The sequence below is a fragment of the Helicobacter sp. 11S02629-2 genome, from assembly GCF_002272875.1.
In the GTDB taxonomy this organism is placed as follows: Bacteria; Campylobacterota; Campylobacteria; order Campylobacterales; family Helicobacteraceae; genus Helicobacter_I.
Genome location: NZ_MLAN01000002.1, coordinates 175648 through 199994 on the forward strand (window position 1 = coordinate 175648; position 24347 = coordinate 199994).

The 24347-nt window shown below is 36.7% G+C and carries 18 protein-coding genes and 5 tRNA genes; 19 read left to right on the plus strand and 4 right to left on the minus strand.

The window, feature by feature from the left end; all coding sequences use genetic code 11:
- Nucleotides 1-113 precede the first annotated feature (113 nt).
- Nucleotides 114-1643: a YifB family Mg chelatase-like AAA ATPase gene (locus tag BKH40_RS02195; protein ID WP_095276533.1), complete on the plus strand. Its 1530-nt coding sequence runs from the start codon at nucleotides 114-116 to the stop codon at nucleotides 1641-1643.
- An 82-nt stretch (nucleotides 1644-1725) separates the two neighbouring features.
- Here BKH40_RS02195 and BKH40_RS02200 read toward each other — a convergent pair whose 3' ends face one another.
- The 3 genes from BKH40_RS02200 to BKH40_RS02210 all read right to left on the minus strand — a co-directional run bounded on the left by BKH40_RS02200 (nucleotide 1726) and on the right by BKH40_RS02210 (nucleotide 4988).
- Entirely contained in the window at nucleotides 1726-2802 is a 1077-nt protein-coding gene (locus BKH40_RS02200) for a hypothetical protein (RefSeq protein ID WP_095276535.1), read from the minus strand.
- 224 nt (nucleotides 2803-3026) lie between these two features.
- On the minus strand, nucleotides 3027-3833 hold the full coding sequence (gene murI, locus BKH40_RS02205; RefSeq protein ID WP_095276537.1) for a glutamate racemase: 807 nt from the start codon (nucleotides 3831-3833) through the stop codon (nucleotides 3027-3029).
- A gap of 69 nt (nucleotides 3834-3902) precedes the next feature.
- Nucleotides 3903-4988: an NAD(P)-dependent alcohol dehydrogenase gene (locus BKH40_RS02210; RefSeq protein WP_095276539.1), complete on the minus strand. Its 1086-nt coding sequence runs from the start codon at nucleotides 4986-4988 to the stop codon at nucleotides 3903-3905.
- 344 nt (nucleotides 4989-5332) lie between these two features.
- Here BKH40_RS02210 and BKH40_RS02215 point away from each other — a divergent pair.
- The 17 genes from BKH40_RS02215 (at nucleotide 5333) to fusA (ending at nucleotide 22441) form a co-directional block, all read left to right on the plus strand.
- A tRNA-Thr gene (locus BKH40_RS02215) sits at nucleotides 5333-5408 on the plus strand.
- 22 nt (nucleotides 5409-5430) lie between these two features.
- Nucleotides 5431-5515, plus strand: a tRNA-Tyr gene (locus tag BKH40_RS02220).
- 16 nt (nucleotides 5516-5531) lie between these two features.
- Nucleotides 5532-5608, plus strand: a tRNA-Gly gene (locus BKH40_RS02225).
- 211 nt (nucleotides 5609-5819) lie between these two features.
- Nucleotides 5820-5894: transfer RNA gene (locus BKH40_RS02230), tRNA-Thr, on the plus strand.
- 85 nt (nucleotides 5895-5979) lie between these two features.
- Nucleotides 5980-7179 (plus strand): elongation factor Tu, encoded by a 1200-nt coding sequence (tuf, locus tag BKH40_RS02235; RefSeq protein WP_095276541.1) that lies wholly within the window; start codon nucleotides 5980-5982, stop codon nucleotides 7177-7179.
- Between the two features lie 6 nt (nucleotides 7180-7185).
- A complete protein-coding gene (gene rpmG, locus BKH40_RS02240) occupies nucleotides 7186-7347 on the plus strand; it encodes a 50S ribosomal protein L33 (protein WP_095227378.1) in 162 nt (53 codons plus the stop codon).
- Between the two features lie 49 nt (nucleotides 7348-7396).
- A tRNA-Trp gene (locus tag BKH40_RS02245) sits at nucleotides 7397-7472 on the plus strand.
- A 51-nt stretch (nucleotides 7473-7523) separates the two neighbouring features.
- Complete coding sequence (gene secE, locus BKH40_RS02250; protein ID WP_095276544.1) at nucleotides 7524-7703, plus strand: preprotein translocase subunit SecE; 180 nt, start codon at nucleotides 7524-7526, stop codon at nucleotides 7701-7703.
- 176 nt (nucleotides 7704-7879) lie between these two features.
- The gene (gene nusG, locus BKH40_RS02255; protein WP_257842485.1) at nucleotides 7880-8389 is read left to right on the plus strand and encodes a transcription termination/antitermination protein NusG; all 510 of its coding nucleotides are present in this window, start codon (nucleotides 7880-7882) and stop codon (nucleotides 8387-8389) included.
- Between the two features lie 24 nt (nucleotides 8390-8413).
- Nucleotides 8414-8836 carry a 50S ribosomal protein L11 gene (rplK, locus tag BKH40_RS02260; RefSeq protein WP_095276548.1) on the plus strand — a complete coding sequence of 141 codons (423 nt, stop codon included), beginning with the start codon at nucleotides 8414-8416 and terminating at the stop codon, nucleotides 8834-8836.
- A gap of 9 nt (nucleotides 8837-8845) precedes the next feature.
- Entirely contained in the window at nucleotides 8846-9550 is a 705-nt protein-coding gene (gene rplA, locus BKH40_RS02265; protein ID WP_095276550.1) for a 50S ribosomal protein L1, read from the plus strand.
- A gap of 109 nt (nucleotides 9551-9659) precedes the next feature.
- Nucleotides 9660-10142, plus strand: a complete 483-nt coding sequence (rplJ, locus tag BKH40_RS02270) for a 50S ribosomal protein L10 (RefSeq protein WP_095276553.1) — start codon at nucleotides 9660-9662, stop codon at nucleotides 10140-10142.
- Nucleotides 10143-10172: 30 nt separating this feature from the next.
- Nucleotides 10173-10547 (plus strand): 50S ribosomal protein L7/L12, encoded by a 375-nt coding sequence (gene rplL, locus BKH40_RS02275; protein WP_095276556.1) that lies wholly within the window; start codon nucleotides 10173-10175, stop codon nucleotides 10545-10547.
- A 176-nt stretch (nucleotides 10548-10723) separates the two neighbouring features.
- Entirely contained in the window at nucleotides 10724-19405 is an 8682-nt protein-coding gene (rpoB, locus tag BKH40_RS02280; RefSeq protein WP_095276559.1) for a DNA-directed RNA polymerase subunit beta, read from the plus strand.
- A gap of 74 nt (nucleotides 19406-19479) precedes the next feature.
- On the plus strand, nucleotides 19480-19869 hold the full coding sequence (gene rpsL / locus BKH40_RS02285) for a 30S ribosomal protein S12 (RefSeq protein ID WP_095276561.1): 390 nt from the start codon (nucleotides 19480-19482) through the stop codon (nucleotides 19867-19869).
- Nucleotides 19870-19887: 18 nt separating this feature from the next.
- A complete protein-coding gene (gene rpsG, locus BKH40_RS02290; protein ID WP_095276564.1) occupies nucleotides 19888-20355 on the plus strand; it encodes a 30S ribosomal protein S7 in 468 nt (155 codons plus the stop codon).
- A 7-nt stretch (nucleotides 20356-20362) separates the two neighbouring features.
- Nucleotides 20363-22441, plus strand: a complete 2079-nt coding sequence (gene fusA, locus BKH40_RS02295) for an elongation factor G (protein WP_095276567.1) — start codon at nucleotides 20363-20365, stop codon at nucleotides 22439-22441.
- 160 nt (nucleotides 22442-22601) lie between these two features.
- On the opposite strand, the gene BKH40_RS02300 is transcribed toward fusA, so the two are convergent.
- Complete coding sequence (locus BKH40_RS02300; protein ID WP_095276569.1) at nucleotides 22602-23750, minus strand: family 6 glucosyltransferase; 1149 nt, start codon at nucleotides 23748-23750, stop codon at nucleotides 22602-22604.
- A gap of 179 nt (nucleotides 23751-23929) precedes the next feature.
- Here BKH40_RS02300 and BKH40_RS08935 point away from each other — a divergent pair, with 179 nt between their 5' ends.
- Nucleotides 23930-24340: a hypothetical protein gene (locus BKH40_RS08935; protein ID WP_257842478.1), complete on the plus strand. Its 411-nt coding sequence runs from the start codon at nucleotides 23930-23932 to the stop codon at nucleotides 24338-24340.
- The last annotated feature ends 7 nt before the right edge of the window (nucleotides 24341-24347 follow it).

The window sequence follows — 24347 nt, forward strand, 5'->3', positions numbered from 1 at the left end:
CTTTAACTTAGACCCCATGCCCTAAAATAAAAGTATATAAAGCCCTTCTTGGCTTTTAGGCTTAGTTTTTGATACCCTTATAGCATCTATAATAAGTAAGGATAACAAGAACTATGACCAATAAGATTCTATGTGCGACGATGGAAGGCATTAGTGCTAGGATAGTTGAAGTTGAAGCAACTTTTATGCGCGCTTTGCCAGCTTTTAATATAACTGGTCTTGCAAACTCTTCCATCCAAGAATCTAAACATAGAGTTATGTCAGCCTTAGCTAATAATAATATAGCCCTCCCCATGCTAAAGTTAAACATCAACCTTTTTCCCTCTGACCTTCCAAAACATGGCAGCCACTTTGACCTCCCTTTAGCCCTGCTTATAGCCCTTTACAAAAAGCCTTTGAAGCTAGAAAACATTTTCGCCTTTGGTGAGTTAGGACTTGATGGAAGTATTAAGCATATAGATTCTATCTATCCTTTGCTACTTGATGTCTCTTTGCTTAAGCCTAATGCAAAAGTTATCTTGCCGCGTGCTGGCAAGCATCTTTTTTCTCATATACCTAATCTAGACTGCATCTATGTAGATACTCTTGCAGAAGCTATCTCTAAGCTAAGCGAGAAGGACTTAGAATCTAGCCCTACTAACACTTCAAGCGAGGACTTTCCCTTCCCCTATATAGAAGTTTTAGGAAGCAAGTACTACTTTAGTGATAAGTTTGATATAGACTTTAAAGAAGTTAGAGGACAAAGCCAAGCAAAACGTGCAGCTTTAATCGCCGCAGCAGGATTTCATAACATCATCTTTGAAGGGAGTCCAGGCTGTGGTAAAAGCATGATATCAAAGCGTATGCGCTATATCTTGCCACCACTAAGTGCTAAAGAGATGATAGAAAGCGTAAAGCTTCAAGCCCTAGATCTTCAAAAGACTGAGTACACTCCTTTAAGGAATCAAAGAAACCCCCACTCAGACGCCTCAAAGTCTAGTATATTAGGAAGTGTCACCCAAAGCCAAGTAAGACCCGGCGAGATAGCTTTAGCACATAATGGAATCTTGTTTTTAGATGAGCTACCCTACTTTAAAAAAGAAGTTTTAGAATCGCTTCGTGAGCCCTTAGAAAACAACAAGCTTTTAGTCTCTAGGGTAAACTCAAAGGTTGTCTATGACACTTCATTTCTTTTTATAGGTGCGCTTAATCCTTGCCCTTGTGGAAACTTGCTAAGTACTACCAAAGAGTGTAGATGCAAAGACGCTGAGATAAAGACTTATAAAAACAAGTTAAGTGAGCCTTTTTTAGATCGTATGGACTTATATGTGCAGATGGATGAAAGTGAGGTAAAGGCAACATCTAAAGATAAAGATATGGAATCTAAAAGCATGCAGCAAGCTGTGTTTACTGCCTTTAAGATGCAAAAGCAAAGGAAGCAGCCAGTGCTAAATGGCAAGCTAGATGAAAAAGGCGTGGTGGAGTTTTGCAAGCTTGATGATGAGCTTAGTTTCTTACTTCAAAAAGCAGTAAGCCGTTTTTCTTTAAGTCATAGGGGAGTGCAAAAAGTCCTTAAAGTCTCAAGGACTATAGCAGATCTTGATTCTAGTGTTGATATTAAAAAAGACCATCTTCTAGAGGCTTTTAGCTATAGAAGAAACTAAACTATTATAAATATCTTTATATGGAAGGGAAGAGTTGTATCGATCTAGTTTTCTAGATCGATACTATATACAGTGGTGATAGTTACATATATTTTCTATATATATTGACCATACCAACTAGTAAATCTCTTAATTTTTTTGGCTTTACATCTGAACTCATAAGATCAAAATTGCAACCTTCGAACAAGGTAAGTTGGCTTCTGCTAGTTTTTGAAATCTTTATATCTTCATCTGAATTAGCTAATTCATACCAAGACAAGAATTTCCTAGCTGAAGTTGTCATCCAATCACTTTTAAAGTAGATTCCCTTTGCTGCGATAGCCATACCATTTTTTGCTGATCCAAAAATCGTAGAATCTACTAGAGCCCACATATGGTCAGTTGGGTCTGTAAAGTAGTTTTCTATGGCATTGAGCTTTTTGTTTGTTGGCACCTCATTACCAGCATAAAAGCCACTAGAGCTAAAATTTTTGATAAGTCCTATCATTTCCATCATCGCTATTTCTTTACAGTCACTTTGCCCATCACTACTATCATCATACTCATTATCATACTTAATTTGCTCTGGTTCAGATTCTATACTTTTGTATGTTTTTGCATATTCGCCAGTATGTTGTTTATTTCCGTTCATATATGCTCGTATATCAGGATCTGAATAGCTAATCATCGATTCTAAGGATTCTGCCAAGTCATACATATCTACTTCGCATACTTTGGCTACTACTTTATAACAGTCTCCTAATTCAGCCTTAGAGAAACGAAAGCGATTTTTTATTCTCAATAAATTCATTTTATTGATTGGTGCAATTATGTCACTGGCTCCCATAGCTAAAAATAGCAATACACCATAAGTAAACATTATTTTTATTTTTTCTCTATCTGTCCTAAATGAAAGAATTTTGTCAAATATATTACCCTCTAATTGCCCGATTTTATTATAAATAGAAATCATTTCATTCTCATTAGACCAAGCATCAAAACTACTATCTACATCCACCATAATTTCTGCGATTAATCGTGTATGTCTTTTACTCAAGACATGTTCATTGCTAGCTATGTAGACGAGCGTCCATAATGTATCTTCTCTATCATTTTTTTCTATATGGTTGTTAATTGCCTCATTTGCTACGCCTACTATCAAATCTGTAAAAAAACCCATTATGTAGCTCTCCATTTTATTTGTTGTCTATAAACATCAATATGATTAAATGATGATTACCGTGGGTTTAGGTTACCCCCCCCCCCCCCTTAAAATCAGCTTAAAATATTCTTAAGTAAATATTTATATTTTTAAATGCATGGATTGCACTTATGTGTGTGCTCATTTTGTAAGTATTATAGGAATCAGACAACAAATATTTTATAAATCTATTTAATTAGATTCTATAAAGCTAGCCACTTGCTAGCACTTTCTTGGAGTTTAGCTACATTGCTTGAAGCATGATAGTTTAGTTTTATGTTTTCTCTTTTGCAAAAAGCGATGTTATAGTGCTCATTTAGGTAAGTAGCCATAGTCTCACCTGAGTGTATAAAAACGCAGTCTTTTCCAAAGTACTCCCTCAAACTAGTAGCAAGCATAGGAAAGTGAGTGCAGCCTAAGACTAAGGCATCTATATCTTTTATATCTTTAAAGTAGTGATTAAAAGCGGCTTTTATTAGCTCTCCTTCATAGATACCAGCTTCTACTAGTGGCACAAAAAGGCCAGTTTCTAGGGCCTGGACATTTTTAAAGCCTAAGCTTTGTAAGCCTTCTTGATAGACTTTAGAGTTGATGGTAGTTTGGGTTCCTATAACTAAGATATTACTTGTCTTTGGAAGATGTTTAGAAACTATGGCTTTCATGCCACTTTGGATAACGCCTATGACTGGGATTTTGGTGTTTTCTTGCATGAAGGGGATAGCACAGGCTGAAACCGTGTTGCAAGCGACTATTATAAGGTCTGGCTCAAAGCCTTCTAAAAAGCTTAAAGCTTCAAGCGAAAAGCTTATGATAGTTGTTTTATCCTTACTTCCATAAGGCACGCGCGCTGTGTCGCCATAATAGATTATATGTTCAAACATATTAGCATCAAGCAAGCTTTTAACAACGCTTAAACCCCCTATACCACTATCAAATATAGCTACTTTTTTTATAAGCTTATTAGATTCTTTGATTTTAGAAGGGGAGATGTTAGCTTTTAAGTCTTGCATGTAATGCCTTTTTGTTTTGATTGTATAAGATTCTATAACGTTTAAGAAATAGAATCTATCCTTAGCTAACTAAATAGACTTTTTCATATCTATAACATATCTAAACTTAGCCTTGCCATTAGTTAGGTTTTCATAAGCCATATCTATCTTATCAGCTGTGATTAGTTCTATTTCTGGGTAGATATTATTAGCCACTGAGTAGTCTAACATCTCTTGGGTTTCTTTTATCCCGCCTATTAGAGATCCATATACTTTTTTATTAGCCTTAAATACTAAAGTAGAAAGTTCAACGCCTACGTGATCAGCACTAGGTGGAAGCCCAACTATAGCTAGCTCTCCTCCAACTTTAAGCAACTCTAAGTAAGGAGTTAAGTCGTACTTTGTAGGTATAGTAGAAAGGATAAGGTCAAATCTATCTTTTATCTTTTTAGGATCTGGACTATCATAGAGGGCTTTTACTCCAAGCTCTAAAGCCTCTTTTTCTTTGTTTTTATTTCTTGCAAAGACACTTACTTCAGCTCCTAGTTTTAAAGCATACTTTACTGCCATAAGACCTAAGCCTCCAAAGCCAGCAACTGCTACTTTATCGCCTTTTTTTATCTTAGAAAACTTTAGTGGGGAGTAAGTAGTTATCCCAGCACAAAGAAGTGGAGCTACCTTTTGTATGTCTGCTTCTTTTGGCACAGTTATAGCAAAGTCTTCACTTACTACTATGTTATCAGAGTAGCCTCCATAAGTCACTATGTCATCATGGAATCTATCTACGCTGTTATAAGTAAAAACTACACCATTTTCACAAAACTGCTCATTACTTTGCTTACAAGGCTCACACTCACCACAAGAATTAACCATACATCCTACCCCCGCGTAGTCTCCAACTTTGAACTTTTTTACATCCTTGCCTACAGCTATAACGCGGCCTGCTATCTCATGGCCTGGCACCATAGGATAGATTCCAGGGGCCCACTCACTTCTTGCATTATGTATATCGCTATGGCAGATTCCAGCGTATAAAATCTCTATTAATATATCTTTAGCACCCAGTGGATGGCGAGTAAAGCTATAAGCTTTGAACTTGGAATCTTTGCTATCAACTGCCCAGCCTTTAGAGCTTATAGACACGTTTTTATTTGCTTCTTCTAAATACTTTTTCATTTTATCTCCTTAAAGATATGCGTAGTTGCATTAGCTTTGCAAGAACGCATTTATGTGAGTAGATATTATAACTTTTAGGTGTGTGTATTAGGCTTGCTTAGGTTTGTTAATCACAGTTTTAGGCACATGTGGCTGTAAGTAGTTTTCTTTATAAAGCAGTTTTGTGGCTGCAAGGGGTGCAAGGCTTTAAGAATATTATGTTTTACTTAATGCTAATAATTTATTTTTATTAATTCTATAATTTTATTAATTTCGCACTTGACATTATTTTTTGTTTTACGTACAATTTGCTTTCGTTTTTGAAATTACAAAAAGATTGTAATAGTCATAGTCGATTGTCTTTTGCTGGTTTAGCTCAGTTGGTAGAGCAGCTGCCTTGTAAGCAGCAGGCCGGGGGTTCGAGTCCCTTAACCAGCTCCATCTTTTAATCTTATTTACATAAGGTGAGTTACTCAAGTGGCCAACGAGGGCAGACTGTAAATCTGCTGACTTTGTCTTCCGTGGTTCGAATCCACGACTCACCACCATCTTACTTTTTTTGATGCGGGAATAGCTCAGTTGGCTAGAGCATCAGCCTTCCAAGCTGAGGGTCGCGGGTTCGAGTCCCGTTTCCCGCTCCACACTTTTCCATCGTGATATTTTTTAGCATCCTTTTTGATTGCATTCAGTTATATTTAAGATTTTTTATGATAGAGTGCACCCTTTAACTTGTAGGCGTTCGTACCACGAAAAAGAGTTAGACTATTTTTGTTTGCTCTATAAAAGTTTGGGAGCTAGTAAATCTCACTGTTTAACTTCTACTTTTAACGTATCACGCATATAATTAAAATTGCCCATATAGCTCAGTGGCAGAGCACTTCCTTGGTAAGGAAGAGGTCGGCGGTTCAATCCCGCTTGTGGGCTCCAGCTTATTGTGTTTGTTTTTATACCTAATGCAATGGTGTAATTTGTTATAATTTGTATTTAAAATTTTGTAAATAGGAGAAAGTGCATGGCTAAGGAAAAGTTTGTTAAAAATAAGCCTCATGTTAATATAGGTACTATAGGTCACGTTGACCACGGTAAAACAACTCTAAGTGCTGCTATATCAGCAGTATTATCGCTAAAAGGTCTTGCAGAACTAAAAGACTACGATAATATCGATAATGCCCCTGAAGAAAAAGAAAGAGGTATCACTATCGCTACTTCTCACATAGAGTATGAAACAGAAAATCGTCACTACGCACACGTTGACTGCCCAGGGCACGCCGACTATGTTAAAAATATGATTACTGGTGCTGCTCAGATGGATGGTGCTATATTGGTTGTTAGTGCAGCTGATGGTCCTATGCCTCAAACTAGAGAGCACATACTTCTATCTCGCCAAGTAGGTGTTCCTTATATCGTTGTTTTCTTAAACAAACAAGATATGCTTGATGATCCAGACTTGCTAGAACTAGTGGATATGGAAGTAAGAGATTTATTAAATCAGTATGAATTCCCGGGTGATGATACTCCTATAGTTGGTGGGTCTGCCTTAAAAGCTTTAGAAGAAGCTAAAAGTGGTACAGTTGGACCATGGGGTGAAAAGATTCTAGAACTTATGGCTAAAGTGGATGAGTATGTACCAACTCCACAAAGAGATGTAGATAAGCCTTTCCTTATGCCAGTTGAAGATGTTTTCTCAATAGCAGGGCGTGGAACTGTTGTTACAGGAAGAATCGAAAGAGGTGTAGTTTGTGTAGGTGACGAAGTAGAAATCGTTGGAATCCGCGACACTCAAAAAACTACAGTTACTGGTGTAGAAATGTTTAGAAAAGAACTAGACAAAGGTGAAGCTGGTGATAACGTTGGAGTACTTTTAAGAGGTACTAAAAAAGAAGACGTTATGAGAGGTATGGTACTTTGTAAACCGGGCTCTATAACTCCTCACAAAAAGTTTGAAGCTGAAATCTATGTTCTAACTAAAGATGAAGGTGGACGTCACACTCCATTCCAAAACAATTATAGACCACAGTTTTATGTAAGAACTACTGACGTTACAGGAACTATCCTTTTACCAGAAGGTGTAGCACTAGTTGCTCCGGGTGACAACGTTAAGATAACAGTTGAGCTTTTAAACCCTATAGCTCTTGAAGTAGGTACTAGGTTTGCTATTCGTGAAGGTGGTAAGACAGTAGGTGCTGGAGCTGTTACTAATATAAATGAGTAGGTTGCTATGAAAGTAAAAATAGGTCTTAAATGCAGTGAATGTGGTGATATAAACTACAGCACTACAAAAAATGCCAAGACAAACACAAACAAGTTGGAGCTAAAAAAGTTCTGCCCTAGGTTAAATAAGCACACATTGCATAAAGAAGTTAAGCTAAAAACTAATTAACTTCTTCTACTCTTTTCTCTTTCACTAGAGAAAGGAGTAGGTTTTATTTAGGTCAGTAGCTCTAATGGTAGAGCATCGGTCTCCAAAACCGAGTGATGGGGGTTCGAGTCCCTCCTGGCCTGCCATATAAATTATAGTTATTAGATTTTAAAAATAAATAAGGTTCTATTTTAATTATGAAAGCACTTACAAAATATTATAAAAATGTTAAAGAAGAATTAAGTAAGGTAATTTTCCCTACCAAAGAACAAATTAGAAATGCTTTTATATCTGTTGTTGTCGTTGTGGCTGTAGTTACTATATTTTTAGCGATTGTTGACTTTATATTGCATTATGCATTATCCAAAGTGTTATAAGGAGTAAGCGTATCATGCAAGAAAATATTACTCAAGAGGATGGCAAAGACATCACAAAAAGTGATGATATAACTGAATATACTAGTGAAGAGCAAGGCGATGTGTTAAAGCTTGATGAAGAAGCAAAAGAAAGCCTAAAAGAGGATTCTGAGAGAGCAAAACTTGAATGGTACGCTATACAAACTTATTCTGGCAGTGAGCAAGCTGTTAAAAGATCAATAGAGAATCTAGCTTTAAACCCAGAGTTTAAAGACAAGATTAAAGATGTGATACTTCCTACAGAAGATGTATACGAGATAAAAGATAAAAAGAAAAAAGTCACCCAAAAGAGTTTGTATCCGGGTTATGTTTTTATTAACGTATATCTAGATGTTAAGATGTGGCATGTTATACAGTCTTTGCCTAAAGTTGGACGCTTTATTGGCGAGTCTAAAAAACCTACGCCTTTAAGGGAAGAAGAGATTAATCATATTTTAGAGAAGGCTTTAAATAGGCCTGCACCACGTCCAAAGATATTTTTTGATGTGGGTGAAAATATAAGGATAATTGATGGTCCATTTTCTAACTTTACAGCTGTAGTTGAGACTTATGACATTAGACATAAAAAGCTGGTTGTAAACGTTAGTATATTTGGAAGGAATACTCCTGTTGAGCTTTCATATACTCAAGTTGAAAAAATTATTTAATAAACTATTTTAAAAGGATAAAAAATGGCTAAAAAAGTTGTTGGCGAATTAAAGTTGCAAATTTCTGCTGGTAAAGCAAATCCATCTCCACCGATTGGTCCTGCTCTCGGTCAGCGTGGAGTTAATATCATGGAATTTTGTAAAGCTTTTAATGAAAAAACAAAAGATATGGGTGATTTTAAGATACCAACTGTTATTACCATTTATCAGGATAAAAGTTTTACTTTTATAACAAAAAAGCCTCCAGTTACTGATTTAATCAAAAAAGCTGCTGGTATAACAAAAGGCTCTGATAATCCTTTGAAAAATAAGATTGGTAAGATCACACAAAAGCAGTTAGAAGATATAGTTAATGTAAAACTAGAAGACTTAAACACTACTGACATGGAAGAAGCTAAAAAGATAGTAGCAGGTAGTGCCAGAAGTATGGGTATAGAAGTAGAGTAGGAGTGAGAGATGAGTAAAAAAGATTCTAAGAGAATAAAGAATTTGTCTGAAAAAGTAGAGAAAGATAAGCTATATCCTATGGATTCGGCTGTTAGCTTAGTTAAAAGCTTGAAGTCAGCTAAGTTTGATGAGACAGTTGAGATAGCCTTAAGACTAGGGGTTGACCCAAGACATGCAGACCAGATGATAAGAGGTGCTGTCGTGCTTCCTCATGGAACTGGTAAAACTGTTAGAGTTGCAGTTTTTGCTAAAGGCTTAAAAGCTGATGAAGCAAAAAAAGCTGGGGCTGATGTAGTTGGTGATGAAGACTTGGCTGAAGAGATAAAAAATGGCAATATCAACTTTGATATGGTTATAGCAACTCCAGACTTAATGCCTTTAGTTGGTAAGGTAGGTAGGATATTAGGACCAAAAGGTCTTATGCCTAACCCAAAAACTGGCACAGTAACTATGGATGTAGCAAAGGCTGTAGATGCTGCTAAAAGTGGTCAAGTGAACTTCCGTGTTGATAAAAAAGGAAATATTCACAGTCCTATAGGTAAGGCTAGCTTTGATGCTGATAAGCTTTTAGAAAATATGGTGACTTTAGTAAAGACTATCAATAGACTAAAACCAGCAAGTGCTAAAGGAAAGTATATAAAATCAGGAGCCATCTCTCTTACTATGAGTCCTTCTGTTAAGATAGATTCTCAAGAACTAATGGATACAAAATAGTTTTGTGTTCGCTTTATCTTAGGCTTAAGACTAATGGGGCGTTTGGTATATCTATGCTAAAACGCTTAAAACACAACCCCTTACAAGCTTAGACCTGAAAGGAGGAAATATGACAAGATCAGCAAAAAAAGAACTAGTAGAGTTTTTAACTAGTGAGTTTGCAAGTTCAAGTGCACTAATAGTTTGCGACTATAAAGGCTTACAAGTAAAAAACCTTGAAGCTTTAAGAAGAAGTAGCAAAACTACTGGTATAAAAGTTCACGTACTTAAAAACAAACTAGCAAATATTGCTTTGAAAGCTAATGGCTATCCAGAAGCAGAGTTGAAAGAATCAAACATCTTTATTTGGTCAAATGATCAAATATCTCTATCAAAAGTAGTTTGTAAGTTTCAAGAAGCAAATGCTGAAAAGTTCAAAGTTAAGTTTGGATTCTTTGATAAAGCAGTAGTTGATGTAGCCCACATAACAGCCATCTCTAAACTACCAAGCAAAGAAGAACTTATCGGTATGTTGCTTTCAGTTTGGACTGCGCCAGCTAGATATTTTGTAACAGGTTTAGATAATCTAAGAAAGAAAAAAGAAGAGGCTTAATAAAAGCCTTCAATCAAGAAAGGAAACATAATGGCAATCACTAAAGAAGAAGTATTAGAATATATAGCTAATCTATCTGTATTAGAACTTTCAGAACTAGTTAAAGAGTTCGAAGAAAAATTTGGCGTAAGTGCTGCTCCTACAGTAGTAGCAGGTGGCGGTGGTAGCGGTGCTGCAGCTGCTGCTGAAGAAAAAACTGAGTTTGATTTAATCTTAGTTGACGCAGGTGCAAATAAGATAAATGTTATTAAAGCAGTAAGAGAAATCACTGGTCTTGGCTTAAAAGAAGCTAAAGAAGCTACAGAAAAAACTCCTCACACTCTAAAAGAAGGTATTAGCAAAGAAGATTGCGAAAACTTCAAGAAAAAACTAGAAGAAGCTGGCGCAAAAGTAGAAGTTAAGTAATTTTATTTTTACTTTTTGACCCTACACCCGCTTGGTTGGGGCGTGAAATACACTTGTATATCACGTCTTGACGTGAGTGGGTTTTTTGCTTTATAGAACACTCAAAATATATTAAATGATATTTAGTGTATTTAGAGTGTTTGACTCTTCAAAATATTACTTATGAAGGTTAAAAAATGGATAAAAGATTAGTGCAAAATAGGCTAAGGATTGACTTTTCCAAAGATTCCAAAAATCTAGAGGTTCCAAACTTACTACTTTTACAAAGAGATAGCTATAACTCTTTTTTATGGAGTACTAAAAATAAAGAAAGTGGTATAGAAAAAATACTAAAGTCAATTTTTCCTATTCACGATGGTAATGATAAAGTAACGCTTGAATATGTGGATTGTGAATTTGGTAAGCCTAAATATACTATCAGAGAAGCTATGGAAAGAGGCATAACTTACGCCATACCTTTAAAAATAAGAGTTAGATTAATACTTCATGAAAGAGATGAAAAAACTGGCACTAACATCCCAAAAGATATAAAAGAGCAGCAAATCTATGTAAGAGAGATTCCATTAATGACTGATAGAACCTCTTTTATCATAAATGGAGTTGAAAGAGTTGTAGTTAACCAGCTTCACAGAAGTCCTGGCGTCATCTTTAAAAAAGATGATTCTGCAACTGCAAGCACTGATATTTACACAGGTCAGATAATCCCAGATAGGGGAGCATGGCTATACTTTGAGTACGATTCTAAAAACGTAATGTTTGTGCGTATTAATAAGCGTAGAAAAGTACCTGTAACTATCTTGCTTAGGGCTATGGGCTATAGCAAACAAGATATAGTTAAAATCTTTTATCCAACCTTAAGCATCAAAGTTAAAAAAGACAAGTTCTTAATCCCATTTGATCCTGCCATGTATGAAAGTCGTGCTGAGATGGATGTGTTTGATGAACATGGTGAAAAGATAATCGAAGCTGGCAAAAGACTAGGGGCTAAACGCTTAAAAGAGCTAAAAGAAAAAGGCATAGAGTATGTCGAGTATCCTGCGAAGTTAGTAGTTGATAAGTACTTAGCTGAGCCAATAGTTGGTAGTGATGGCGAGGTAAGCTATGATGTTTTAACTAAGCTTGATGAAGCCAAACTTAAAAAGATTATCTCTGAAACAAAAGAGCTAAAAATCATAAATCACACAGCCACTGGCTATGATGATTCTATAATTAACTCCTTTGCTGCTGATGCTGAGTCTTTAAAACTACTTCGCCAGATAGAAAAGATAGATAGTGAAGTAGAGCTTGCAAGAGTTAGAATCTATAAAGTCATGAGACCGGGTGAGCCTGTACCAAAAGATATGGCTAATAGCTTCTTTAGACAGCTTTTCTTTGAATCTGAAAAGTATGACTTAACTCGTGTTGGTCGTATGAAGATGAACCATAAGCTTGGTCTTGAAGTGCCTGATTATGTAACTGTTTTAACTCATGAAGATATCATAGAATCTATAAGCTACCTAATGAAGGTTAGAAACAAAGTTGCAAAAGTTGATGATAGAGACCACTTGGGTAATAGAAGGATTAGGGCAATAGGTGAGCTTTTGGCTAATGAGCTTCACTCAGGTCTTGTTAAGATGCAAAAATCTATCCGCGAAAAACTTTCTTCTCAGACAAGCTATGACACTATCATGCCTCACGACCTAATAAGTGCTAAGGTTATAACAAGTACTATTATGGACTTTTTTACAGGTGGGCAACTTTCTCAGTTTATGGATCAAACCAACCCACTTTCAGAAGTTACTCACAAAAGAAGACTTTCTGCACTTGGTGAAGGTGGTCTTGTAAAAGAAAGAGTGGGCTTTGAAGCACGTGACGTTCACCCAACTCACTATGGAAGAATCTGTCCTATAGAAACTCCAGAAGGTCAAAACATAGGTCTTATAAACACCCTTTCAACCTTTACTAGAGTTAATGAGTTAGGGTTTATAGAAGCGCCTTATAGAAAAGTTATAGATGGAAAAGTAACTGATGAAGTAGTTTATCTAACTGCTACTCAAGAAGATGGACACGTAGTAGCCCCAGCTAGTACTAAGGTAGATAATGAGGGCAATATAGTTGTACAAACTAGGGAAGTTATAGAAAATGACGGCAACAAAGTCCTAGAAGAAGAAAGGATAGAAACTAGAGTAGGTGGTGAGATAGTTTTAAATGAAAAAAGTAAGATTACTCTAATAGACCTAAGCCCTAGAATGCTAGTAGGTGTTGCTGCTTCTTTGATACCTTTCTTAGAGCACGATGATGCTAACCGTGCTTTGATGGGGTCAAACATGCAACGTCAGGCTGTGCCTTTACTAATCCCAGATGCGCCAATAGTTGGAACCGGTATAGAAAAGATAATCGCTAGAGATTCTTGGGAAGCCATCAAAGCTAAAAGAAATGGGATAGTAGAAAAAGTAGATGGTAAAAATATCTACGTGCTAGGTGAAAGTGAAGATGGTGTTTATATAGATAGCTACTCTATGCAAAAAAATATGAGAACTAACCAAAATACTAGCTTTACTCAGCACCCTATAGTTAGAGAAGGTGACGTAGTTGAAGAAGGACAGATAATAGCTGATGGTCCTTCTATGGAGCATGGTGAGTTAGCACTAGGTAAAAATGTACGCGTTGCTTTCATGCCTTGGAATGGATATAACTTTGAAGATGCCATCGTTATAAATGAAAAGCTAATTCGCGAGGATGCTTTTACTTCTATACATATCTATGAAAAAGAAGTTGAAGCAAGAGAGCTAAAACATGGAATAGAAGAGATAACTGCAGATCTTCCTAATGTCAAAGAAGAAGATATAGCCCACCTTGATAAAAGTGGTATCGTAAAAATTGGAACCTATGTAACTGGCGGTATGATACTAGTAGGTAAGGTTTCTCCAAAAGGTGAAGTTAAGCCTACTCCTGAAGAAAGGTTACTTAGAGCTATCTTTGGTGAAAAAGCAGGCCATGTAGTTGATAAGTCTTTACTTTGCCCACAAAGCATGGAAGGCTATGTCGTTGATGTGAAAATATTCACTAAAAAAGGCTACGAAAAAGATGCAAGGGCTATTAGTGCCTATGAGCAAGAAAAAAGAGTGCTTGATATAGAAAATAATGACAGACTTTTAATGCTTGATAAAGAAGAAGGTTTGCGTATAAGTCTTATGCTTTCTAAAGAAAAGTTAAGTCTTGATGCTGAAGTAAATGGCGTGAAATACAAAAAAGGTGAGTGTCTTTCAAGAGATGAACTTTTAAAAATCAATCGTTACTCTTTAAATACACTAATTAAACACTATCCAAAAGCTGTGCAGTTAAAGTATGAGCAAATTAAGTCTAACTTCTTAGAGCAAAAAAAGACTTTGGGTGAAGAGCACGAAGAAAAGCTTGCGATTTTAGAAAAAGATGACATATTACAAAATGGCGTAGTAAAACTAGTAAAAATCTATATAGCAACTAAGCGTAAGCTAAAAGTTGGTGACAAGATGGCTGGGCGTCACGGTAACAAAGGTATAGTAAGTAACATAGTTCCAGAAGTAGATATGCCTTATACTGCTGATGGCACTCCAGTAGATATCATCTTAAACCCACTAGGGGTTCCTAGTCGTATGAACATAGGACAGATTCTAGAAGTGCACTTAGGACTTGTAGGTAAAGAGTTAGGCAAGCAGATACAAACTGAGCTAGATAATGTAAAAGATGGCTTTTTAGATGCTTTGCGAACTAAGATGGTAGAAATCGCCAAAGTTGTAAATGAAGATAATGAGCTTTGTTCACAACTAGAAAAGATAAGCAATGAAGAGCTTTTATCTTACGCACGTGATTGGAGTAATGGAGTTAAGTTCGCCATACCAGTTTTTGAAGGTATCTCACAAGAAAAGTTTGATAGATTATTCAAAATGGCAAAGATTTCTATGGATGGAAAGACTGAGCTTTATGATGGAAAAACTGGTGAAAAGATAAAAGAAAAGGTTAATGTCGGCTATATCTACATGCTAAAACTTCACCACCTTGTTGATGAAAAAATGCACGCTAGAAGTACTGGAACTTACAGCCTTGTAACACAACAACCAGTTGGTGGTAAAGCACTTTTTGGTGGTCAAAGATTTGGTGAGATGGAAGTTTGGGCACTAGAAGCATACGGTGCTGCGCATACTCTAAAAGAGATGTTAACTATAAAATCAGATGATGTTAAAGGCAGAAAAGAAGCCTACTTCGCTATAACTAAAGGCGAACACGTAGGAGATTCTGAGATACCTGAGACATTTTATGTTTTAACAAAAGAACTTCAGTCTTTAGCACTTGATGTAAACGTCTATAGTAACGATCTTGATGAAAATGGCCGTCCAAAGCTAATAGAAATCACTGAAAAAGAAAGACCAAAAGACTTTAATGCGCTGCAGCTAGTCCTAGCAAGTCCAGAAAAGATAAGATCTTGGAGTCACGGTGAGGTTAAAAAGCCAGAGACTATAAACTATAGGACTTTAAAACCTGAAAGGGATGGTCTTTTTTGTGCCAAAATCTTTGGACCAGTAAGAGACTATGAGTGTAGTTGTGGAAAGTATAAAAAAGGCCGCTACAAAGATATCATCTGCGATAAGTGTGGAGTTGAAGTAACTACTTCTAAAGTAAGACGTTCTCGTATGGGGCATATAGAGCTAGTAACTCCAGTAGCACACATTTGGTATGTAAACTCTCTCCCTAGTCGTATAGGAACACTTCTAGGCGTTAAGATGAAAGACTTAGAGCGCGTGCTTTACTATGAAGCTTATATAGTAAAAGAGCCCGGAGATGCGTACTATGATAACGAATCTACTAAAAAAGTAGCTAAGTTTGATATCTTAAATGAAGAGCAGTATAACAATATAAATGAGCACTTTGGTCACACTGGCTTTAAAGCACAAATGGGTGGAGCTGCTGTAAAAGAACTGCTAGAAGAGCTAGACTTAGTAGAACTGCTAACTGTGCTTAAGTTAGAGGTTAAAAACACCAACTCTGAAGCTAGGAAGAAGTCCATCATCAAGCGTTTAAAGATAGTGGAAGCTTTCTTGAACTCTGATAACAGACCAGAGTGGATGATGCTTAGTATCTTGCCTGTGCTTCCACCAGATCTAAGACCACTTGTTTCTCTTGATGGTGGTAAGTTTGCAGTAAGTGATGTAAACGATCTTTATAGAAGAGTTATAAACCGTAACCAAAGGCTTAAAAAGCTACTAGAGCTAGATGCACCAGAAATCATTGTAAGAAATGAAAAAAGGATGCTTCAAGAAGCAGTAGATGCCTTATTTGATAATGGTAAAAATGGCAATGCTGTAAAAGGTGCTAATAAACGCCCGCTTAAATCTTTAAGTGAGATCATAAAAGGTAAGCAAGGACGCTTTAGACAAAACCTACTTGGTAAAAGGGTTGACTTCTCTGGACGTAGCGTTATCGTTGTAGGACCAAATCTAAGAATGGATGAGTGTGGCTTGCCTAAAAATATGGCACTAGAGCTTTTCAAACCACACTTACTAGCAAAGCTAGAAGAAAAAGGCTATGTGAAAAATCTAAAGTCTGCTAAGAAGATGCTAGATGATAAAGAAGATGTAGTATGGGAATGCTTACAAGAGATAATTAAGGGTTATCCTATCATGCTAAACCGTGCACCTACTTTGCATAAGCAGTCTATTCAAGCTTTCCACCCTAGATTAATAGATGGTAAGGCTATACAGCTTCACCCACTAGTTTGTTCAGCCTTTAATGCTGACTTTGATGGTGACCAGATGGCAGTACACGTTCCTTTAAGCCAAGAGGCTATAACTGAGTGTAAAGTCTTGATGCTTAGTTCCATGAACATCTTACTTCCAGCTAGTGGTAAGCCAGTTGCGGTACCTAGTCAAGATATGGTTTTGGGGCTTTATTACATGTCTTTGGTTAGAAAGAACACTAAAGGTGAGCATAAGCTGTTTGCTAACTTTAATGAGATTCAAATCGCACTAGATTCTGGTGATCTTGATATCAACAGTAGAATCTATGTAGTAGAAGATGGCAAAAAGCTAGAAACTACGGCAGGGCGTATGGTCGTTAAGTCTATACTTCCAGACTTTGTGCCTACAGATCTTTGGAATAGAATCTTAAAGAAAAAAGATATATCTAATCTTATTGATTGTGTGTATAAAGAAGGTGGAGTTGGAATCACAGCTAACTTCTTAGATAATCTTAAAAATCTAGGCTTTAAGTATGCTACAAAAGCAGGTATCTCAATATCAGCAAGCGATATTATAGTGCCTCCTTCAAAAGCTGAGCTTATAGAAAAAGCAAAAATCAGAATCCACGATGAGTGTAGATTCCTAGATAAAGGTGCTTTAACTTCAGCCGAACAGCACAATAAGATAATAGATATCTGGACAGAAACAAGCAATAAGATGGGTGCTGAGATGATGGAAAGAGTGCGTCTTGATAAAGATGGCTTTAACTCTATTTACATGATGGCAGATTCTGGCGCTAGAGGTAGTGCAGCCCAGATACGTCAGCTTTCAGCTATGCGTGGTCTTATGGCAAAACCAGATGGAAGCATCATAGAAACACCAATACTTTCTAACTTTAAAGAAGGCCTAAATGTTTTAGAGTACTTTATATCAACGCATGGTGCTAGAAAAGGTCTTGCAGATACAGCGCTTAAAACTTCAAACGCAGGTTATCTAACAAGAAAACTTATAGATGTCTCTCAAAACATGAAGATAACTATGGATGACTGTGGAACTCACGAAGGCATAGAGTGTTCTGATATAGTCGTTGGTAATGAAGTCATAGAGGCTTTAGAAGAAAGAATCTTAGGGCGCGTAGTAGCTGAAGATATACTAGACCCTATATCTCAAGAGATACTAATCCATGAAGGGACTTTAGTAACTGAGTCTTTAGCTTTAAGGGTTAAAGAAGCAGGCGTTAAGTCAGTGCCTATAAGAACACCTGCAACTTGTAAAGCCTTAAAGGGAATCTGTGCTAAGTGTTATGGACTAAATCTAGGTGAAGGCAAGATGAGCAAGCCCGGAGAAGCAGTTGGTGTTATAGCCGCACAATCTATTGGTGAGCCAGGAACGCAGCTAACTCTTAGGACTTTCCACGTTGGGGGAACTGCAAATGCTAGCCAAGGTGAAACTGAGATAAGCACTACTAAAGATGGTTTTATCAGATATCACAACATAGACTTACAGGTTAATAGTAATGGTCAAAATATCATTACTAATAGAAGGGCGGCTGCTATATTATTAGTTGAGCCTCGTATAAAAGCGCCATTTGATGGAATCCTAACTTTAGAAGTAGTGCGTGATGAAGTCTTGCTAACTGTTAAAAATGATAAAGAAGAACAAAAGTTCACTTTAAGAAAAACAGACGTTGCAAAAGATAACGACCTAGCAGGTATTAATGGCAGGATAGATGGTAAGCTTTTCTTACCTCACAAAGATGGCTATAGTGTAAAAGCTGGTGCAAGCATAGTAGACACCATTAAAGAGATATGGAATATACCTAATAGGATTCCATACGCTAGTGAGCTTTTAGTAGAAGATAATATGCCTATATCTAAAAACATAACTGCGGGCGAAGGTGGTGTGGTTAAGTTTTGCATGCTTCAATCCGACAAGCTAGCACCACTTGCAGAAGCTAGCGTGGGTTATACTGTGGATGAAAAAGGTGTTTATGCACTAGTTGTAAGAAACGATAGGGAAGTAGCTAGATACTACATAGCTAGAGGATCTGTGCTTCAAGTGGAAAATGACACAGAAGTTAAAGCAGATACTTTAATAGCAACAGGCAATAACAAAGCAGTTGTTATAGCTAAGTGGGAATCTTATAACAACCCAGTTATATCAGACATTAACGGTAAGGTTCAGTATAGAGATATCATCAAAGGCACAACAGTGACTGACAAAAAAGATGGAATCTCTAACGTTAAATACCTAGCAGTTAATGATCACATACCTGTAGGCTACACTCCTATGATAGTAGTTATTGGCGAAGATGGAACTGAGAAGTTTTATAACCTATCTCCAAAAAGTACTATCTTAGTAAAAGATGGGGATATGGTAAAAAGAGCAGATACACTCTTTAAAACACCTAAAGAAGCCATCAAGTCTAAGGATATCACCGGGGGTCTTCCGCGCGTTAGTGAGCTTTTTGAAGCTAGAAAGCCAAAAGATATGGCAGTATTATCTGAGATAGATGGATTAGTTAGTTTTGGAAAAGACGTAAGAAACAAAAGACGTATAGTTATCACTTCTAATGATGGAAGTGTGGTTGAGTACTTTGTGGATGAAAAAACCAAAAAGATACTAGTTCATAATGGTGAAAATGTTTATGCTGGAGAGCCATTAACTGATGGTACTATTTCAAGCCATGATATATTAAGGATTAAGGGTGAAAAAGAACTTCACAAATATATCATCAGTGAAGTGCAGCAAGTTTACCGTGGACAAGGAGTTAGCATAGCTGATAAGCATATAGAGATAATCGTATCTCAGATGCTTCGTCAAGTTAAGATTCTAGATTCTGGTAATACAAAATTTGTTGAAGGTGACCTTGTAAGTAAGCGTCACTTTAGAGAAGAAAATGAAAAGATACTAAAAATAGGTGGGGATCCAGCTATAGCTGAGCCAACCCTACTTGGTATCACTAGGGCGTCTATTGGAAGTGATTCTATAATATCAGCTGCTTCTTTCCAAGAGACTACTAAGGTATTAGCCGAAGCCAGCATTGCTGCTAAGACTGATCACTTAGAAGACTTGAAAGAAAACGTTGTATTAGGTCGCATGATACCAGTAGGTACTGGTATGTACAAAGATAGAGTCTTTAGGATTAGACGAGGTAAGATTTAAGCTTAGAGGTTAGCCTAGAAAAACTAGGCTTTTGAAGTATAATAACAAAAATTTTAATTTTACAAGGAAAGTTCGTGCCAACCATTAATCAATTGATTCGCAAAGAAAGAAGCAAGGTTATCAAAAAGACTAAGTCACCAGCTCTTCAAGAGTGTCCTCAAAGAAGAGGAGTTTGTACTCGTGTTTATACAACAACTCCTAAAAAACCTAACTCAGCGTTAAGAAAAGTTGCAAAAGTAAGGCTTACTTCTAAGTTTGAAGTTATTAGCTATATCCCGGGTGAAGGTCATAACCTTCAAGAACACAGCATCGTGCTAGTTCGTGGTGGTAGGGTAAAAGACTTACCGGGTGTTAAGTATCACATTATCCGTGGTGCACTAGATACTGCTGGTGTCGCAAAAAGAACTGTTTCAAGAAGTAAGTATGGTGCTAAAAAAGCTAAAAAAGATACAGCTAAAAAATAATATAAAGGTAGGTAATAAATGAGAAGAAGAAAAGCTCCAGTTAGAGAAATCTTAGGTGACCCAATTTATGGAAGTAAAGTAGTTACTAAATTCATAAACAAAATGATGTATGACGGTAAAAGAAGTATCGCAGAAAAGATCATTTATGCAGCCTTCACTAAGATAGAAGAAAAAAATGGCGAAAAAGGTATAGAAATCTTTGAAAAAGCTTTAGAAAGAGTTAAGCCTCTAGTTGAAGTTAGAAGTAGAAGAGTAGGTGGAGCAACCTATCAAGTACCAGTTGAAGTTAGAGCAGTTAGACAGCAAAGCCTTTCTATTAGATGGTTACTAGAAGCTACTAGAAAGAGAAATGAAAGAACTATGGTTGATAGATTGGCTAATGAGCTAATTGATGCGGCTAATGATAGAGGCAGTGCTTTTAGAAAAAAAGAAGAAATACATAGAATGGCAGAAGCAAATAAAGCTTTCGCACACTATCGCTGGTAGGTAAAAAATGGCAAGAACTACCCCCCTAGATAAAATTAGAAACATTGGAATCGCTGCTCACATCGATGCAGGTAAAACAACTACAACTGAAAGAATCCTTTTCTATACAGGTGTAAGTCATAAAATTGGTGAGGTACATGATGGCGCGGCCACTATGGACTGGATGGAGCAAGAAAAAGAAAGAGGTATAACTATTACTTCTGCGGCAACTACATGCTTTTGGAAAAACTATCAAATAAATATCATAGATACTCCAGGACACGTTGACTTCACTATAGAAGTTGAAAGATCTATGCGTGTGCTTGATGGTGCTGTGGCTGTATTTTGCTCAGTTGGTGGCGTGCAACCTCAAAGTGAGACAGTTTGGAGACAGGCTAATAAGTATGGCGTCCCAAGAATGGTTTTTGTTAACAAAATGGATAGAATCGGCGCTAACTTTTTTAACGTGGAATCTCAAATCAAAACCAGACTAAAAGCCAACCCAGTACCTATTAATATACCTATAGGAGCTGAAGATAACTTCAAAGGCGTTATAGATTTAATTAGAATGAAAGCTATAGTTTGGAATGATGAAACTATGGGTGCAAAATACGACATAGAAGAGATTCCAGCTGAGCTACTAGAAGAAGCTAAAAAGTACCGCGAAAAGATGGTAGAAGCAGCAGCCGAGCAAGATGAAGCCTTGATGGAAAAATATCTTGGTGGTGAAGATCTAACTGAAGAAGAGATCAAAAAAGGTATCAAAGCAGGTTGTTTGAAGATGGAACTTATACCTATGCTTTGTGGAAGCTCTTTCAAAAACAAAGGTGTGCAAACTTTACTAGATGCAGTAGTTGACTTTTTACCAAGCCCAACTGAAGTTGTAAACATAAAAGGCATAGATCCTAAGACTGATGAAGAAGTGCATGTTGAGTCTTCAGATAGTGGCGAGTTTGCAGGACTTGCATTTAAGATAATGACAGATCCTTTTGTTGGTCAGCTAACTTTCGTTCGTGTCTATAGAGGCAAGTTGGAATCTGGAAGCTATGTGCTTAACTCAACTAAAGGCAAAAAAGAACGTGTTGGCCGTCTTTTAAAAATGCACTCTAACAAAAGAGAAGATATAAAAGAAGTTTACGCCGGAGAAATCTGTGCTTTTGTTGGACTTAAAGATACTCTAACTGGTGATACACTTTGTAGTGAAAAAGCACCAGTTATCCTAGAAAGGATGGAGTTCCCAGAGCCAGTTATCCAAATCGCAGTTGAGCCAAAAACTAAGGCTGATCAAGAAAAGATGAGCGTAGCACTAGGAAAACTAGCCGAAGAAGATCCAAGCTTTAGAGTAAGCACTCAAGAAGAAACAGGTCAAACGCTAATTGGCGGTATGGGTGAGCTTCACTTAGAAATCATCGTTGATAGACTAAAAAGAGAGTTTAAGGTAGAAGCAGAGATAGGTCAACCTCAAGTTGCTTTTAGAGAAACTATTAGAGATTCTGTCAACAAAGAGCACAAGTATGCTAAGCAGTCAGGTGGTCGTGGTCAGTATGGGCATGTATTTATCAAGCTTGAGCCTAAAGAGGCTGGCACTGGCTATGAGTTTGTAAACAACATCAGTGGTGGTGTTATACCTAAGGAGTATATCCCAGCAGTTGATAAAGGTATACAAGAAGCTATGCAAAGTGGTGTGCTAGCTGGTTATCCAGTAGTGGACTGCAAGGTTACTTTATATGATGGAAGCTACCATGAAGTGGATAGCTCAGAGATGGCATTTAAGATAGCTGGATCTATGGCGTTTAAAGAAGCTTGCCGTGCTGCAAAACCTGTGCTTTTAGAGCCTATGATGAAGGTTGAAGTAGAAGTGCCAGAAGAGTATATGGGCGATGTTATAGGAGATCTTAACAGAAGAAGAGGTCAAATAAATTCTATGGATGATAGGATGGGCTTAAAGCTAGTTAACGCACATGTGCCACTAGCTGAGATGTTTGGTTACTCTACAGATCTTAGGTCAGCTACTCAAGGTCGTGGAACTTATACTATGGAGTTTAACCACTATGGTGAAGTTCCAAACAATATAGCTAAAGAGATAGTAGAAAAGAGAAAAAGCTAAGTTTTTACTTCTCTAGTCTCTTTACATAACGTATCCTAACCTCTCTTGCCCAGTCAAGGGAGGTTGGGGCTTAAATATCCAATTTTGAAATTTTAAAGTATAAAATCTTTATTAGATTCCATACTTAGAATCTATTGCCAATTTATCATTGGCATAGCTTTTATCTTAGACTTTTAAACCTCTTAAGCTTAGCCTTTATTGAAGAAGCTATCTTTTTTAATGTTTTTATACTCTTAAAGCGGTACTCTATGGAGATGGACTTAAAGCGTTTTTCTCCCCTTAAGTAAGCATGCCCTCCATACTTTGGATTAGCCTTATCAAGAAGTAAGATTTTTGTGTGTTTTTCAAGGTCAAAGTAGTCATTTATAGCATCTTTCATAAAGTGATATCTACTTTCATAGTTTTTAAACCCATACTGTTTTTCAAGTAGTTTTATTAGCAAATCACGTGGGATAAGAGTAGCTTTGCTGCATAGATTTTCAGTAAACTCTTTTCTTTTTAGCCCATCTTGCATGCACTCTTCATCCATCACAAAAGCTTTATCTATATTAAAATACCATCCTTCAGGCTTTAAAAACATACTAGATAAGGCTTTTATCTCTTTGTCTAAAAAGTATTTATTGATATGACTTTCATCGTGCCATAAAGCAGTTACGCCATTATCCATATCTGTTTGGATATTATCTTTTAAAGTCTTTATAAGCTTAAGATATGCGTCCTTGCTTCCACCATTTAGCCCTCCAGCGTAGTAGGCACTTCCCCTACCTTCTTCTATAAAGGCTAAAGATTTTGGATTTTTATCATAGGTAAATTTCTTAGCATTTCTTGAAGGATATATCTTTAAGTCTAGTCCTATCTTTATAAATCCCGGATGCAAGCAGCCAACTAAGCCAGATTTAGTATCTGGTAAAAATTCATCTTTAAAAATCTCTTGTTTTACTACCATATTTGCATTAAAGAAAAAGATGTAGTCAAAGTTAGATAACTCATCTTTTATCTTCCAAAACATGTCATAACGAAGCAAAGTATCATAAGGCCAGCCAAGTTTTTCTTGGTAGATCTTAGTTATATTGCCATTAGTTTCTATCTTTTTAGAATCTGTCCATACAAAGTAGTGCTTACTAGCATCTTTTATAAAAAACTTTTCCATAGATTTATAGAAGTCTTCAAAGAATACATCATATCGCCCAGTGGCTATGTAGAGTATGGCTATCTTCATCTTATCGATATCTTTTTGACTTAGGTTGTTGATGGGGGGGGGGGGGGATTCAAAGGTATCTTTTTTAGATTCTAACTCTATATCTTGCATATGCTCTATTACCTCAAGGACTAAAATTTTAAGTTAAGTATTTTGGTTATATTTTACTCCTTTAATTGTCCTAAGTGGCAAATCATGCCGTTTTGGTCTTGAATATAGCGTGAATTTTGAACGCCAAAAGGTATTTGTGATAAAATCTTGCTAGCTGTGCCAAATTAAGTGAGGTTTTTGTGGAACAAGTCATCTTTATCATCATCTGCTTTGTGGTCGTTGTAGGCTTGTTTTTATTTGCCTTATTTAAGTTTGTGTTAGTAAAGCCTACCAAAAAAGTTATCCCATTGAAGGAGCATGAATATTTTGGCTTGCAAAATGTCATGGTAGTTTTAGATTCTAGAACTAGTAGTGCTGCAGACTTACAAGAAGCTATAGATAAGTTTATGCAGCACTATGATGAGCTTGCTCCAAGTAAGATACAGTTAAAAAACATCCTTATAGCCCTAGCCTTGCATAGAAATGCCACTAAAGACATCATCCTAGGCACTCAAAAAAAACTACAAGCACTTAATCCAGACATGACTAGTGAGCTAGAAAGGGCTGTAAAAAGGGGACTTGACGCAAGAAAGCAGTCTAGATTTAGCTAAGGCTAGT